This window comes from Pseudomonas sp. NPDC007930 (assembly GCF_042958985.1).
In the GTDB taxonomy this organism is placed as follows: Bacteria; Pseudomonadota; Gammaproteobacteria; order Pseudomonadales; family Pseudomonadaceae; genus Aquipseudomonas.
This window is the reverse complement of sequence record NZ_JBIBKC010000002.1, coordinates 368,884-382,986: the sequence shown is the minus strand read 5'-3', so window position 1 is coordinate 382,986 and position 14,103 is coordinate 368,884. Positions and strand designations below refer to the sequence as shown.

The window sequence follows — 14,103 nt, the reverse complement described above, 5'->3', positions numbered from 1 at the left end:
GGGGTGTTTTCCTTCTTGTGGGTGATCAGAGGCGCACTTCGAACTCGGCCTGCCAGTAGCCGCCCGGGGTAGGGCCGCCGCTGTGGTAGAGCGGGTGCTGGTATTGGAGGTCGAGCTGGACATCGCCGCGGCGGATGTTCACGCCCACGGCGGCACCGGCCAGGCGCACGCCCTGGGCGCCGCGCAGGCCGTATTGACGGGTATGGGCGGGGCCGTCGCCGAGGCCGGCGTCCAGGCCCAGGCGCGGGGTGGCGATGATCGAGAAGGAGTAGCTGCGAGGGAAGGTGACGGTGTTGTTCCAGGTAACACCGCTGGCGAACATGCTCGGCACGTCGCGAAACCCGCGTACGGCGTAGTCGCCGGCCAGCGGAAATTGGTCCATGGCCGCCACGCTGTCGTTCGAGTATTGCCCGGCAAACTGGCTGTTCCATTGCCAGGCCTGGCCAAAAGCCTGGCTGGCGTAGCTATGGCCCAGCGCCAGGCCCCAGGCCTGGAAGCGCCCTTGTGCGGGGTGGGCGGCGCGGGTGGGCTGGCCGTCGTTGGCGCTCCAGCCGCCCAGGCCTTCGCTGTAGCGCAGTTGGCCGCTGAAGCTCGACCAGCCGAGCCAGAGCAGGTTCAGCTTGAGGTCCGCGCTGGCGTAGCGCGGGCTCAGCACGGCAACGCGGCTGCCACTTTGCAGGGTATCGATGCGTTTGTGGTTCAGTTGCAGGGTGCCACTGGCCAGTGCCTGCTGGCTGCGCCATAACTCGCGCTCCAGTACCAACTGGTTGTGCGCGCCACCGCCGTTTTCCTGCAGCCGGCCGGCGCCCGCGGGGTGCTGGGCCTGGTATTGATAGCGCCTGGCGACGGCGCTCAACTGCCACGGCCCGTAAGGCACCTGGTACATCAATTGGGCGCTTCGATAAAAACGCGCTTGGCTTTCAAGGCTATGGGCAATGCCGGCAATGGCCCGGTCATTGAGGCTCAGTGGGCTTTCGACCTGGTAATCGGCGCTGACCCCGTGCCGGCCGGCGCCGGCGGGCAAGGTGTTGTACGCCTTGCCGGTGAACCACGCCCGCGGTGGATAACTCAACGGCCGCAATTCAATCCGCGACGCCCCCGGTGTGGCGCCAGGGCGGATGTCCGAGGCCAGGTCGAACACCCGCAGCCGGTTCAACTGGTCCATCCCCCGCTCCAGCGTTGGCAGGTGCAGCGGCGCCCCCGGCAACTCACCGAAGGCGCTGTGCAAAGACAGCGGCAAGCTCGGGTCGGTGACGCTGATCCCCTCCACGTGCCCTTCGACGATCACCACCTCCAGGTCGCCGTCGTGGCTCGGCACCAGGTAAGGCCGCGCGGTGATGTACCCGCGCTCCACATAGGCGGCGGTCAGCGCGGCGAGCAAGCGGTTCAGCGCCTGGGCGCCCATGCACGGCGCCAGGTGAGGGGCCGCGGCTTCGCGCAGGCGCTGCTCGGAGAGCAACTGGTTGCCGCGCAGGCGCAGCGCTGCCGCGGGCCGGCAAGGTTCCGGCTCGGCAGCCGCGGTGGGCGGTTCGGCGGTGGCGGCGCTGGGGCGAATCAACTGGCGCTGGCGGCGCTCGCGTTCCTGCTGGTCGTGTTGCTGTTCCAGTTCACGCAGCGGTTGCCAGGCGTGGTTGGCCGGTGCCGCCACGGCCAGCGCGGGTAGCAAGGCCACGGCCAACCATAGCCGAGAAGGGGAGAGTGCAGGCACGGTGAGCCACCCATTTGGTTATTCGTTTGGGTGACGATAACCAAAAAGCGCACTCAAATGAGTTAGGATTCTTCCGACATCTCTGACAGAAAAGTTACCCCTGCCTGTAGGAATTTCCTACAGCTACGGGCGGATCTCCACCAGCGTGCCGTCCTTGACCAGCCCCCAGATCTCGCGCATGTCGTCGTTCTTGAGGGCAATGCAGCCGTCGGTCCAGTCGAGCGAGGCGAAGTACCACTCCGGGTAGTCTTCGTCGATGGGGGTGCCATGGATCATGATCATGCTGCCGGGGTTCACCCCGTCGCGGCGGGCGCGTGCGGCGTCGGCCACGTTGGGGTAGGAGATGTGCATGGCGAGGTTGAACTTGTCGCTGACCTTGCGCCAGTCGACCCAGTAAAAGCCCTCGGGGGTGCGCCGGTCGCCTTCGCGCTCCTTGGCGCCACGGGGCTGCTTGCCCAGCGACACGCGGTAGGCTTTCATCATCACCCCGCCGCTCATCAGTTGCAGTTCGCGGCTCGATTTGACCACCACGATCTTGTCGATCAGCCGGCCGCTGGCGTTGGGCAGTGGTACCGCCTGGGCCGGCGCCGGCGCAGGCGCGCCCGGCGCCACCGGGCGGGTGATGATGGTGGTGGTGAACGCCGCCTCGGCGGCGGGGGCGGCGGCCAGTGCGAACAGCAGGCCCACGGAAGCAAACAGCACACGCATCGATCAAAACCCTGGGGCGAACAGCCACCGGCGAGCAGGTGTCAGGGGGTGACCGCCGTCACGGCCAGTGGCGGCAGCACTTCATTGCGTACAGGGTAGCCAGCGGCCAGCCTGTCTGCGAAATAGCATTCTAAAGTACGTGCAACCGTGCGAAAAGCCAGCTCTTTCCAGGGAATTTCCGCTTCCTCGAACAACCTCACCTCCAGGCTCTCTTCACCGGCGGCAAAGTGCTCGCTGGCCAGCTCGGCGCGGAAGAACACATGCACCTGGTTGATGTGCGGCAAGTCGAACAGGGTATATATCTGCGCCGGGCCGAGGTTGGCGCAGGCTTCTTCGAGGGTTTCCCGACGGGCGGCTTGCTCCAGGCTTTCGCCGTTTTCCATAAAGCCGGCCGGCAGCGTCCAGAACCCACGCCGCGGTTCGATCGCGCGCCGGCACAGCAGCACCCGGCCGCCCAGCACCGGCAGGCTGCCGGCGACGATATTGGGGTTCTGGTAATGCACCTGGGCGCAACCGTCGCACACGTAGCGCGGGCGGTTGTCGCCGGCGGGTATCACATGCGACACACGGTGGCCGCAGGCGCTGCAGAATTTCATCGGGGCGCTCCTCGCTGTAGGCGCCCATCTTCGCCTTGCCCCCGCGGCCACGGCAAGCGGCGCCAATCGGGGCTTGGGCGAGGGCGCGCTTTGGGGCATGATTGAACGCCTGTACATGGAGTGGGATTTCCCCATGCTCGATGAGCTTTTGCGCCGGGTGGGTGACTACGTGCCGCGCCCGGTGGCGACCGACGGGCGCTTCCCAGAGGCCGCGGTGCTGATGCCCGTCACCCGCGCCGCCGAGCCCGAGCTGGTGCTGACCTTGCGCGCCAAGGGCTTGTCGACCCACGGCGGCGAAGTGGCCTTCCCCGGCGGGCGGCGCGACCCTGAAGACCCTGACCTACTGTTTACCGCGCTGCGTGAGGCCGAAGAAGAAATCGGCCTGCCGCCTGGCGTGGTCGAGGTCGCCGGGCCGCTGAGCCCGGTGGTGTCCAAGCACGGCCTGCGGGTGACGCCATTCGTGGGGATCATCCCCGATTACTTCGAATACCGCGCCAACGACGCCGAGATCGCCGCGGTGTTCAGCGTGCCGCTGGCGTTCTTCCGCGAAGACCCACGCGAGCACACCCACCGCATCGATTACCAGGGCCGCAGTTGGTACGTGCCGGCCTACCGCTACGCTGACTACAAGATCTGGGGGCTGTCGGCGATCATGATCGTCGAGCTGGTCAACCTGCTGTATGGCGCGGGCATCAGCATGCACCGCCCCAACGGCCCCTATACCGCGATTTGAGCCACGAGGAACAGCCTGATGAAATACCGCCTGGGCGAACTGCGCGTCAGTGCCCACCCCACCAGTTGGGTCGCGCCCAACGCCACGGTGATCGGCAACGTACGCCTGCAAGCCGGCGCCAGCGTGTGGTTCGGTGCCGTGCTGCGCGGCGACAACGAGTTGATCGACATCGGCGAGAACAGCAACGTGCAAGACGGCACGGTGATCCACACCGACCCCGGCCACCCGCTCACGCTGGGCCGCGGCGTGACCGTGGGCCACAACGTGATGCTGCACGGCTGCGAGGTGGGCGACCACAGCCTGATCGGCATCAACAGCGTGATCCTCAATGGCGCGAAAATCGGCAAGCACTGCCTGATCGGCGCCAATTCGTTGATCCCCGAAGGCAAGGTGATCCCCGACGGCTCTCTGGTGATGGGCTCGCCCGGCAAGGTGGTGCGTGAGCTGACCGACGAGCAAAAGCGCGGCCTCGAAGCCAGCGCCGCGCATTATGTGGCCAACGCCCGGCGCTATGCCGAGGGCCTCGCCGAGCAAGAGCCATGATGGCCGACACCCCGATCGAGCGCCCGGTACGCTCGCCCTGCGTAAGCGTGTGCGCCCTGGACGAGCACGACCTGTGCATTGGCTGCCAGCGCAGCGCCGATGAAATCACCCGCTGGGGCCGCATGAGCAACGACGAGCGCCGCCAGGTGCTGGCCAAGGCCCACGAGCGCGCCCGCGCCCAGGGCTTGATGCAGTGATACAATCGCCGGCCCGATTGCCCAGGCCGGCTTTGCCCTCCCATGATCTACCTGCTGCTTTACGTCGCCAGCGTCGTGCTGATCAACTTCGCCTTTTCCGCCGCGCCCGGTTTCGACGTGCTCTGGTCGGCCTGGGGCGGGCTGGTGTTTATCCTCCGCGACATGGTGCAAACCCGTTATGGCCATGGCGCGGTGTTGGCGATGCTGGTGGCGCTGGGGTTGTCGTACTTCACCTCGGAGCCGGCCATTGCCTTGGCCAGCGCGCTGGCGTTCGGCGTGTCCGAGTGCATCGACTGGCTGGTGTTCAGCATCACCCGGCGGCCCCTGCGCGACCGCCTGTGGCTGAGCTCGGCGCTGAGCATCCCGGTCGATACCCTGCTGTTTTTCGGCATGATCGGTGCGCTCACCCCGGCGGTGGCCGGCACCTCGCTGGCGTCGAAGTTCGCCGGCGTGAGCGTGGTCTGGCTGGCCATGGCCTGGCGCACCGGGCGGCAGGCAGCTGCGCGCTAAGCCTTGCCTTGGTGTAGAATCGCGGCCCTTATTTCTTCGGCTGCGGCCACTTTCACCTGTATGTGAGGACCTGACATGACCCGTATCGGAACCCCGCTTTCGCCGACGGCCACCCGTGTATTGCTGTGCGGCAGCGGTGAGCTGGGCAAGGAAGTGGTGCTCGAACTGCAGCGCCTGGGCGTGGAAGTGATCGCCGTCGACCGTTACGCCAATGCCCCGGCCATGCAGGTGGCCCATCGCAGCCACGTGGTCAACATGCTCGATGGCGCCGCCCTGCGCGCGGTGATCGAGGCCGAGAAGCCGCACTACATCGTGCCGGAGATCGAAGCGATCGCCACCGCCACCCTGGTCGAGCTGGAAAGCGAAGGCTATACCGTGGTGCCGACCGCCCGCGCCGCCCAACTGACCATGAACCGCGAAGGCATCCGCCGCCTGGCCGCCGAGGAACTGGGCCTGCCCACCTCGCCGTACCATTTTGCCGACACCTTCGAGGAGTACAGCGCCGCCGTGGTTGCGCTGGGCTTCCCGTGCGTGGTCAAGCCGGTGATGAGCTCGTCGGGCAAGGGCCAGAGCCTGCTGCGCAGCGAGGCCGACGTGCAGCAAGCCTGGGCCTACGCCCAGGAAGGCGGCCGCGCCGGTAAAGGCCGGGTGATCGTCGAGGGCTTTATCGATTTCGACTATGAAATCACCCTGCTGACCGTGCGCCATGTGGGCGGCACCACCTTCTGCGCGCCGGTCGGCCACCGCCAGGAGAAGGGCGACTATCAGGAATCCTGGCAGCCCCAGGCGATGAGCCCGGTGGCGCTGGCCGAGTCCGAGCGGGTGGCGCACAAGGTCACCGAGGCCCTGGGTGGCCGTGGGCTGTTTGGCGTCGAGCTGTTCATCAAGGGCGACCAGGTGTGGTTCAGCGAAGTGTCGCCGCGCCCGCACGACACCGGCCTGGTCACGCTGATCTCCCAGGACCTGCCGCAGTTCGCGCTGCACGCCCGGGCCATTCTCGGCCTGCCGATCCCAGTGATCCGCCAATTCGGCCCGTCGGCCTCGGCGGTGGTGCTGGTCGAAGGCACCTCCCAGCAAACCGCCTTCGCCAACCTCGGCGCGGCGCTGAGCGAGCCCGACACCGCCTTGCGCCTGTTCGGCAAGCCGGAAGTCAACGGCCAGCGCCGCATGGGCGTGGCGTTGGCGCGTGACGAATCGATCGAGGCCGCCCGCGCCAAGGCCACTCGCGCGGCGCAGGCAGTGAAGGTCGAGCTGTAACCTTCAGGGCCCTTCGCCCGGCACAGCCGGAGTGCCGGACCACGGCCTCCCACCAGTTTTGTGTAAGCACTTGATTTACAAGGCAACGCTACCTGTGGGAGGCCGGCTGTGCCGGGCGAGGGGCCCTGATGCCTTGCGCAATCAGCCAATATTGCCCAGGTCATCATCCCGCGTTTCCCGCAGGCACAGCACCGCCAGCACGCTCAGCAGCGCCGCTGCAGACACATACCCGCCCACATACCCCAGCCCCCCCATCGCCACCAGCTTCTGGGCGAAGAACGGTGCCGCCGAGGCGCCGACGATGCCGCCCAGGTTGTAGGCCGCCGAGGCGCCGGTGTAGCGCACGCGGGTCGGGAACAGTTCCGGCAGCAACGCACCCATCGGCGCGAAGGTGGCGCCCATCAGGAACAGTTCGATGCACAGGAACAGCGTCACGCCAAAGCTCGAGCCCAGCGTCAGCAGTGGCTGCATGGCAAAGCCTGAAGCGATCGCCAGCACGCCACTGGCCAGCAGCACCGGCTTGCGCCCGTAGCGGTCGCTGAGCCAGGCCGACAATGGCGTGGCCAGGGCCATGAACAGCACCGCGAAGCACAGCATGCCGAGGAAGCCCTCACGGCTGTAGCCCAGGTTGTTCACCCCGTAGCTGAGCGAAAACACCGTCGAGATGTAGAACAGCGCATAGCACACCACCATCGCCGCCGCGCCCAGCAACACCGGCACGCTGTGGCGGGCGAACAGCTCGACCACCGGCACCTTGGCTTTTTCATGGCGGGCCATGGCCTGGGCGAACACCGGTGTTTCCACCAGTTTCAAGCGCACGTACAGGCCCAGCACCACCAGCGCGGCGCTGAGCAGGAACGGCAGGCGCCAGCCCCAGGCACGGAACTGCTCATCGCTCAGGCCCAACGCCAGGCTGAGGAACAACCCGTTGGCCGCCAAAAAGCCGATCGATGGCCCCAATTGCGGGAACATGCCAAACCAGGCGCGTTTGCCTGGCGGGGCGTTCTCGGTGGCCAGCAAAGCCGCGCCGCCCCATTCGCCGCCCAGGCCCAGGCCTTGGCCGAAGCGCAGCAGGCACAGCAGCACCGGCGCCCATAGGCCAATGCTGTCATGCCCGGGAAGCACGCCGATCAGCGTGGTGCACACGCCCATCAGCAGCAGCGAGGCCACCAGCGTCGACTTGCGGCCGATGCGGTCGCCGAAGTGGCCGAACAGCGCCGAGCCGATCGGCCGCGCCACAAAGGCAATGCCGAAGGTGATGAACGCCGAGAGCATTTGCGCGGTGGCCGAACCCTGGGGGAAGAACACCGGGCCGATCACCAGCGCCGCGGCGGTGGCGTATACGTAGAAGTCATAGAACTCGATGGCGGTGCCGATGAAGCTGGCGGTGGCCACGCGGGCGGCGGAATTGGCCGGCTTCGCCTCGGCAGCGGAGGCGTGCAGCGCTTGAGCAGTCATGGTGGATCCCTGGCAGTCTGTGCGAATTGTTATTGGGCACAGCGCGGCAGGCTGGAGGGCGGGCTCAGGATGGGGGCCGGCGCGCCAGTGTGCAACGCTGGCTGACTGGCCGGGCGGCAACGGTGCGGGTAGCACAAGGCCCGGCGGGGCTGGGTAAGCGCAGTGATTATAGAGGCCGCGGCGGCTACATTGCCACCGGCACCGCCGGTTGGTGCCAGATCAGCACCTTGGTCACGCGGTTGTCTTCGGTGCCGAGGATTTCCAAACGGTAGCGGCCAATTTTCAGGCACACGCTGCTGCCGGGAATGCTCTCCAGCGCTTCGGTGACCAGCCCGTTGAGGGTGCGTGGCCCGTCGCTGGGCAGGTGCCAGCCCAGTACCTTGTTCAGTTCGCGGATCGGCGCCACGCCGTCGACCACGTAGCGGCCATCGCTCTGCGGGTGGATGTGCGGGTGGTGGATCACCTGTTCCTGCTCGAACTCGCCGACGATCTCTTCGAGGATGTCTTCGAGGGTGACCAAGCCCATCACCTCGCCGTATTCGTCGACCACCACGCCCATGCGCCGCTGTTCCTTGTGGAAGTTCAGCAGTTGCAGGCGCAGCGGGGTGCTTTCGGGGATGAAGTAGGCGTCATAGCAGGCCGCTAGCAGTTCGGCCTCGGTCAGCTCGCGGCCGGGCAACAGGTGGCTGATCTGCCGCGTGTTGAGCACCTTCTCGACCTGGTTGATGTCACCGCGGAACACCGGCAGGCGGGTGTGCCGGCTGGCGATCAGTTGGTCCATGATGCGCGCCAGCGGCTCGTCGAGGTTCAGCCCGTCGACTTCATTGCGCGGCACCAGGATGTCGTTGACGGTCATCTGCTCGAGCACCTGGAAGCCGCCCATGCCCGACGGCGCGCGCGGCGTGCCTGGGGCTTCGTCGTCTTCGCTGGGCGCTTCGTTTTCGGGCTCGCCAGGCTGGGCGCTGCTGGCGGCGGGCGAGAACGGCGTGAGCAACCGCTGCACCAGCCCGGCGAACAGCCAGGCCAGCGGGTAGACCAACCGCAGCGGCAGGCGCAGCAGCGCATTGGCCATGCTGATGAACGCCAGCGGGTAACGCCGGCCGAGCGCCCGTGGCAGGTACTCGCCCAGCACCAATTGCAGCCCCGCCACCAGTGCCAGCCCGGCCCAGGCCCGTTCCGGCCCCCACAGCAGGCCGCCCAGGTACAGCCCCAGGCCCAGCGCCACGGCGCGGCACAGCACGTTGCACAGCAGCAGGCTGGCGACGGAAAACGTCGGCGCCAATGGCAGCGGCTCGCCCGGGCGCGGCGGCCGGATGGCGCGCGGCAGGTGATGGCGGGCGTGGTCGACGGCGCTGAACAGCGCCGACCAGAACAGTGCCAGGGCCAGGAGGCCGAGCGCGGGGCCCGGCGGCAGAGCGGTCATGGGCGCGCCTTCAGATGTGCAGGATGTATTCGCGAACCAGCTTGCTGCCGAAATACGCCAGCATCAGCAGGCAGAACCCGGCCAGCGTCCAGCGGATCGCCTTGTGGCCGCGCCAGCCCAGCCGGTGGCGGCCCCACAACAGCACCGCGAACACCACCCAGGCCAGGCACGACAGCAACGTTTTATGCACCAGGTGCTGGGCGAACATGTTCTCCAGGAACAGCCAGCCCGACAGCAACGACGCCGAGAGGAAGATCCACCCCGCCCAGAGGAAGCCGAACAGCAGGCTTTCCATGGTTTGCAGCGGCGGGAAGGCGCGGATCAGCCCGGTGGGGTGCTTGTGCTTGAGCTGGTGGTTCTGCACCAGCAGCAACAGCGCCTGCACCACGGCCATGGTGAACAGCCCATAGGCCAGGATAGACAACAGGATATGGCTGAGGATGCCGGGTTCTTCGTCGATGCGCGGCACCGTGCCGGGCGGCGCGAATTGCGCGACCATGGCGGTGACCAGGCCCAGCGGGTAGATCAGCACCAGCAACGTTTCTACCGGCAGGCTGGCGCAGGCGAGCAGCGTCAGGGCGATCACCGCCGCGGCGATCAGGCTGGCGGCGGTGATGAAGTCGAGGTTCAGCCCGTGGCTGGTGAGTAACTGGCTGCCCAGCGCCACCGAGTGGGCGATCACCGCCACCACGCCCAGGGCGCAGATCAGGCGTTTGTCGGCGCGGGCCCCGCGCGACAGGCGCAGGCCCTGGATGAGCGTTGCCACCGCGTAGAGCAGGGCAGCGATGAGGCTGGGGTAAAGGCTGGGGGGCAAGGGGAGCATAAGTCCAGACGAGCGGCCACTAAAGGCGCGAGTGTGGCATATAAAGCCGACCCCACGAAAGACTGCATGCGGGCCCCGCCCACTGTGCGTTATACTCGCGGCCATTTTCCGCCATCGGCTCGAAGCATTATGTGCATGGCTGCCCGCACGGCGCGCCGCCTGCAAAGGATCCCGCATGTTTGAGAATCTCTCAGAGCGCCTGTCACAGACGCTCCGCCACGTTACCGGCAAGGCCAAGCTCAGCGAAGACAACATCAAGGACACCCTGCGCGAGGTGCGCATGGCGCTGCTCGAGGCAGACGTCGCCCTGCCGGTGGTCAAGGAGTTCGTCAACGCCATCAAGGAACGCGCGGTCGGCACTGAAGTGTCGCGCAGCCTGACCCCAGGCCAGGCGTTCGTGAAAATCGTCCAGGCCGAACTCGAATCGGTGATGGGCGCGGCCAACGAAGACCTCGCCCTGAACGCCGCGCCGCCGGCCGTGGTATTGATGGCCGGCCTGCAGGGCGCGGGCAAGACCACCACCGCCGGCAAGCTGGCGCGCTTCCTCAAGGAGCGCCGCAAAAAAACCGTCATGGTGGTCTCGGCAGACGTCTACCGCCCGGCGGCGATCAAGCAGCTCGAAACCCTGGCCAATGATGTCGGCGTGACCTTCTTCCCGTCCGACATCACCCAAAAGCCGGTGGACATCGCCGAAGCGGCGATTCGCGAAGCCAAGCTCAAGTTCATCGACGTGGTCATCCTCGACACCGCCGGCCGCCTGCACATCGACGCCGAGATGATGGCCGAGATCCAGGCCCTGCACGCCGCTGTCAAGCCGGTCGAAACGCTGTTCGTGGTCGACGCCATGACCGGCCAGGACGCCGCCAACACCGCCAAGGCCTTTGGCGACGCGCTGCCACTGACCGGCGTGGTGCTGACCAAGGTCGACGGCGACGCCCGTGGCGGTGCCGCGCTGTCGGTGCGGCACATCACCGGCAAGCCGATCAAGTTCATCGGCATGGGCGAGAAGAGCGAAGCGCTTGAGCCGTTCTACCCCGACCGCATCGCCTCGCGCATCCTGGGCATGGGCGACATGCTCAGCCTGATCGAACAGGCCGAGCAGAAACTCGACAAGGACAAGGCCGAGAAGCTCGCCAAGAAGCTCAAGAAGGGCAAGGGATTCGACCTCGAAGACTTCCGCGACCAACTCGTGCAAATGAAGAGCATGGGCGGCCTGGGCGGCCTGATGGACAAACTGCCGAGCATCGGTGGGGTCAACCTGTCGCAGATGGGCAACGCGCAGAACGCCGCCGAGAAGCAGTTCAAGCAGATGGAAGCGATCATCGACTCGATGACCCCGGCCGAGCGCCGCGACCCCGACGTGATCAGCGGCTCGCGCAAGCGCCGCATCGCGATGGGCTCTGGCACCCAGGTGCAAGACGTCGGCCGGCTGATCAAGCAGCACAAGCAGATGCAAAAAATGATGAAGAAATTCTCCACCAAGGGCGGCATGGCCAAGATGATGCGCGGCCTGGGCGGCATGATGCCCGGTGGCGGCGGCATGCCGCGGATCTGACCTTCACGTACACCGGTTGATGGGCCGGCCCCTGGTGGGTGCCGGCCCGTCGGCCATTTGGAAAAAGGCAATTGCAAAAGTCCACATATTCCCTGAGAATATGCGGCCTTTCGGGCACCTATGTGCTCGCTGTGCCTTTAATTTGCAGCACCGACAACAGGAATCACGTACACATGTTGACCATTCGTCTTGCACGTGGCGGCTCCAAAAAGCGCCCGTTCTACCACCTGACCGTGACCGACAGCCGCAATGCGCGCGACGGTCGCTTCAACGAGCGCGTTGGCTTCTTCAACCCGGTTGCCACCGGTGGTGAAGTTCGCCTGTCCGTCAACCAGGAGCGCGTAAGCTACTGGCTGGCCAATGGCGCGCAGCCGTCTGAGCGTGTTGCTCAACTGCTGAAAGACGCTGCCAAGGCTGCTGCCTGAGCAGTATGAACGCAACGCCAGCTTCTGCGGGTGATCTGATCGTCATCGGCAAGATCGTCTCGGTTCACGGCGTTCGTGGTGAGGTCAAGGTTTACTCCTTTACCGACCCAATAGACAACCTGCTCCACTACAAGCACTGGACGCTTCGGCACGAAGGTGACGTGAAACAGGCAGTACTGATCAGCGGCCGTTCTCAGAACAAGGTGCTGGTCGCAAAGTTGAAAGGTCTCGATGACCGCGAAGAAGCCCGGCTTCTCGCTGGTTACGAAATCTGCGTCGAGCGCAGCCTGCTCCCCGCATTGGCCGAAGATGACTACTACTGGTATCAGCTTCAAGGCCTCAAGGTCATCAATACCCCCGGCGAATTGCTGGGTACCATTGATCACCTGCTGGAGACTGGCGCAAACGACGTGATGGTGATCAAGCCCTGCGCGGGCAGCCTGGATGATCGCGAGCGCTTGTTGCCCTACACGGACGACTGCGTGCTCAACATTGACCTGGCCGCTGGCGAAATGCGGGTGGAGTGGGATGCGGACTTCTAGGCAATGGCTAACCTGCGCGTAGATGTCATCACACTGTTCCCCGAGATGTTCTCGGCCATCACCGACCACGGCATTACCAGCCGCGCGGTCAAGCAGGGGTTGCTGCAACTGACCTGCTGGAACCCGCGAAGCTACACCACGGATCGGCACCACACAGTGGATGACCGGCCCTTTGGCGGTGGCCCAGGCATGGTAATGAAGGTCAAGCCCCTGGAAGACGCTCTGGTTGATGCCAGGCAGGCGGCAGGGGAAGCGGCGAAGGTGATTTACCTGTCCCCGCAAGGTCGCCCGCTTACCCAGGCGGCCGTGAAGGAACTGGCGAAGGCTGAATCATTGATTCTCATCGCCGGGCGTTACGAAGGCATCGACGAGCGGTTCATTGAAGCGCATGTCGATGAAGAGTGGTCGATTGGGGATTACGTGCTGTCTGGCGGTGAGCTGGCGGCGATGGTCCTGGTCGATGCGGTTACGCGGTTGCTGCCCGGAGCTTTAGGGCATGCAGGCTCGGCAGAGGAAGACTCGTTTACGGACGGCTTGCTCGATTGCCCGCACTACACCCGGCCTGAGGTGTATGCGCAACGCCGTGTACCCGACGTGTTGCTTAGTGGCAATCATGCACATATCCGGCGTTGGCGTTTGATGCAGTCCCTTGGTAGGACGCACGAACGGCGGCCCGATCTTCTGGAAGGTCGCTCGCTTTCTGGAGAAGAGCAAAAGCTGCTGGCGGAATACCTCCGCCCGCGGGACGATAGTTAACGTATCGATGGTAAACCTGGCGGTTTGCCTTAGGAGCACAGCATGACCAACAAAATCATCCTCGCCCTCGAAGCAGAGCAGATGACCAAAGAAATCCCCGCTTTTGCCCCCGGTGACACCGTCATCGTGCAAGTAAAAGTGAAAGAAGGCGACCGCAGCCGTCTGCAGGCCTTCGAGGGTGTCGTTATCGGTAAGCGTAACCGTGGCGTCAACAGTGCATTCACCGTGCGCAAGATCTCCAACGGTGTCGGCGTAGAGCGTACCTTCCAGACCTACAGCCCGACCATCGACAGCCTGTCCGTGAAACGTCGTGGTGACGTGCGTAAGGCCAAGCTGTACTACCTGCGTGATCTGTCCGGTAAAGCCGCGCGCATCAAGGAAAAACTGTCCTGATTGCACGCCGCTAAAAGAAGCAGCCTTCGGGCTGCTTTTTTTTGTTCGAAATTTACCCAAGGAAACCCATGCCCACTCGCGAACAGGAAATCCAGCGCCGCGCGGCGTTGTCCATCAGCCGCGTGACCAAAGCCGTGTTCCCCGGCACCGTCAACCACCACAACACCCTCTTCGGCGGCACCGCCCTGGCCTGGATGGACGAAGTCTCGTTCATCGCCGCCACGCGCTTCTGCCGGCTGCCGCTGGTCACGGTGTCTACCGACCGCATCGACTTCAACCACCCGATCCCGGCCGGCAGCATCGTCGAGCTGGTGGGCACCGTGGTGAAGGTGGGCAATACCAGCCTGAAAGTGCGGGTCGAGGTGTTCGTCGAGAAGATGTACAGCGAGGAGCGGGAAAAGGCCATCGAAGGGGTGTTCAGTTTTGTCGCCATCGATGAGCAGAAGCGGCCGGTGCCGGTGTTGCCGTTATAAAAA

General features: G+C 65.3%; 17 protein-coding genes. 11 read left to right on the top strand and 6 right to left on the bottom strand.

Going from position 1 to position 14,103, the window contains the following annotated elements; translation table 11 throughout:
• Positions 1-25 precede the first annotated feature (25 nt).
• The 3 genes from ACFZCE_RS06235 to ACFZCE_RS06225 all read right to left on the bottom strand — a co-directional run bounded on the left by ACFZCE_RS06235 (position 26) and on the right by ACFZCE_RS06225 (position 3,012).
• Entirely contained in the window at positions 26-1,708 is a 1,683-nt protein-coding gene (locus tag ACFZCE_RS06235; protein WP_390937056.1) for a ShlB/FhaC/HecB family hemolysin secretion/activation protein, read from the bottom strand.
• 123 nt (positions 1,709-1,831) lie between these two features.
• Entirely contained in the window at positions 1,832-2,416 is a 585-nt protein-coding gene (locus ACFZCE_RS06230) for a L,D-transpeptidase family protein (protein ID WP_390937054.1), read from the bottom strand.
• Between the two features lie 41 nt (positions 2,417-2,457).
• Entirely contained in the window at positions 2,458-3,012 is a 555-nt protein-coding gene (locus ACFZCE_RS06225) for a zinc ribbon domain-containing protein (protein ID WP_390937053.1), read from the bottom strand.
• Between the two features lie 133 nt (positions 3,013-3,145).
• Here ACFZCE_RS06225 and ACFZCE_RS06220 point away from each other — a divergent pair, with 133 nt between their 5' ends.
• The 5 genes from ACFZCE_RS06220 (at position 3,146) to purT (ending at position 6,252) form a co-directional block, all read left to right on the top strand.
• Positions 3,146-3,745 (top strand): CoA pyrophosphatase, encoded by a 600-nt coding sequence (locus ACFZCE_RS06220; RefSeq protein ID WP_390937499.1) that lies wholly within the window; start codon positions 3,146-3,148, stop codon positions 3,743-3,745.
• An 18-nt stretch (positions 3,746-3,763) separates the two neighbouring features.
• Positions 3,764-4,288: a DapH/DapD/GlmU-related protein gene (locus ACFZCE_RS06215; RefSeq protein ID WP_390937052.1), complete on the top strand. Its 525-nt coding sequence runs from the start codon at positions 3,764-3,766 to the stop codon at positions 4,286-4,288.
• On the top strand, positions 4,285-4,485 hold the full coding sequence (locus ACFZCE_RS06210; protein WP_390937050.1) for a DUF1289 domain-containing protein: 201 nt from the start codon (positions 4,285-4,287) through the stop codon (positions 4,483-4,485). Before ACFZCE_RS06215 ends, ACFZCE_RS06210 begins: the two co-directional genes overlap by 4 nt.
• Before the next feature lie 42 nt (positions 4,486-4,527).
• The gene (locus ACFZCE_RS06205) at positions 4,528-4,995 is read left to right on the top strand and encodes a VUT family protein (protein WP_390937049.1); all 468 of its coding nucleotides are present in this window, start codon (positions 4,528-4,530) and stop codon (positions 4,993-4,995) included.
• 75 nt (positions 4,996-5,070) lie between these two features.
• On the top strand, positions 5,071-6,252 hold the full coding sequence (purT, locus tag ACFZCE_RS06200; RefSeq protein ID WP_390937048.1) for a formate-dependent phosphoribosylglycinamide formyltransferase: 1,182 nt from the start codon (positions 5,071-5,073) through the stop codon (positions 6,250-6,252).
• 141 nt (positions 6,253-6,393) lie between these two features.
• Here purT and ACFZCE_RS06195 read toward each other — a convergent pair whose 3' ends face one another.
• The 3 genes from ACFZCE_RS06195 to ACFZCE_RS06185 form a co-directional block, all read right to left on the bottom strand.
• On the bottom strand, positions 6,394-7,710 hold the full coding sequence (locus tag ACFZCE_RS06195; RefSeq protein ID WP_390937047.1) for an MFS transporter: 1,317 nt from the start codon (positions 7,708-7,710) through the stop codon (positions 6,394-6,396).
• Positions 7,711-7,894: 184 nt separating this feature from the next.
• Positions 7,895-9,133, bottom strand: a complete 1,239-nt coding sequence (locus ACFZCE_RS06190) for a transporter associated domain-containing protein (protein WP_390937046.1) — start codon at positions 9,131-9,133, stop codon at positions 7,895-7,897.
• A gap of 10 nt (positions 9,134-9,143) precedes the next feature.
• Complete coding sequence (locus tag ACFZCE_RS06185) at positions 9,144-9,956, bottom strand: cytochrome c biogenesis protein CcsA (protein WP_390937044.1); 813 nt, start codon at positions 9,954-9,956, stop codon at positions 9,144-9,146.
• Between the two features lie 175 nt (positions 9,957-10,131).
• Between ACFZCE_RS06185 and ffh the strand changes: the two genes are divergently transcribed.
• From ffh to ACFZCE_RS06155, 6 genes are all read left to right on the top strand, one after another.
• Positions 10,132-11,511: a signal recognition particle protein gene (ffh, locus tag ACFZCE_RS06180; RefSeq protein ID WP_390937042.1), complete on the top strand. Its 1,380-nt coding sequence runs from the start codon at positions 10,132-10,134 to the stop codon at positions 11,509-11,511.
• A gap of 173 nt (positions 11,512-11,684) precedes the next feature.
• Positions 11,685-11,936: a 30S ribosomal protein S16 gene (gene rpsP / locus ACFZCE_RS06175; RefSeq protein ID WP_390937040.1), complete on the top strand. Its 252-nt coding sequence runs from the start codon at positions 11,685-11,687 to the stop codon at positions 11,934-11,936.
• A gap of 5 nt (positions 11,937-11,941) precedes the next feature.
• Positions 11,942-12,478, top strand: a complete 537-nt coding sequence (rimM, locus tag ACFZCE_RS06170; RefSeq protein ID WP_390937038.1) for a ribosome maturation factor RimM — start codon at positions 11,942-11,944, stop codon at positions 12,476-12,478.
• A gap of 3 nt (positions 12,479-12,481) precedes the next feature.
• A complete protein-coding gene (gene trmD / locus ACFZCE_RS06165; RefSeq protein WP_390937036.1) occupies positions 12,482-13,234 on the top strand; it encodes a tRNA (guanosine(37)-N1)-methyltransferase TrmD in 753 nt (250 codons plus the stop codon).
• A 42-nt stretch (positions 13,235-13,276) separates the two neighbouring features.
• On the top strand, positions 13,277-13,627 hold the full coding sequence (gene rplS / locus ACFZCE_RS06160) for a 50S ribosomal protein L19 (protein ID WP_390937034.1): 351 nt from the start codon (positions 13,277-13,279) through the stop codon (positions 13,625-13,627).
• Between the two features lie 68 nt (positions 13,628-13,695).
• Positions 13,696-14,100: a hotdog domain-containing protein gene (locus ACFZCE_RS06155; RefSeq protein ID WP_390937032.1), complete on the top strand. Its 405-nt coding sequence runs from the start codon at positions 13,696-13,698 to the stop codon at positions 14,098-14,100.
• Positions 14,101-14,103 lie beyond the last annotated feature (3 nt).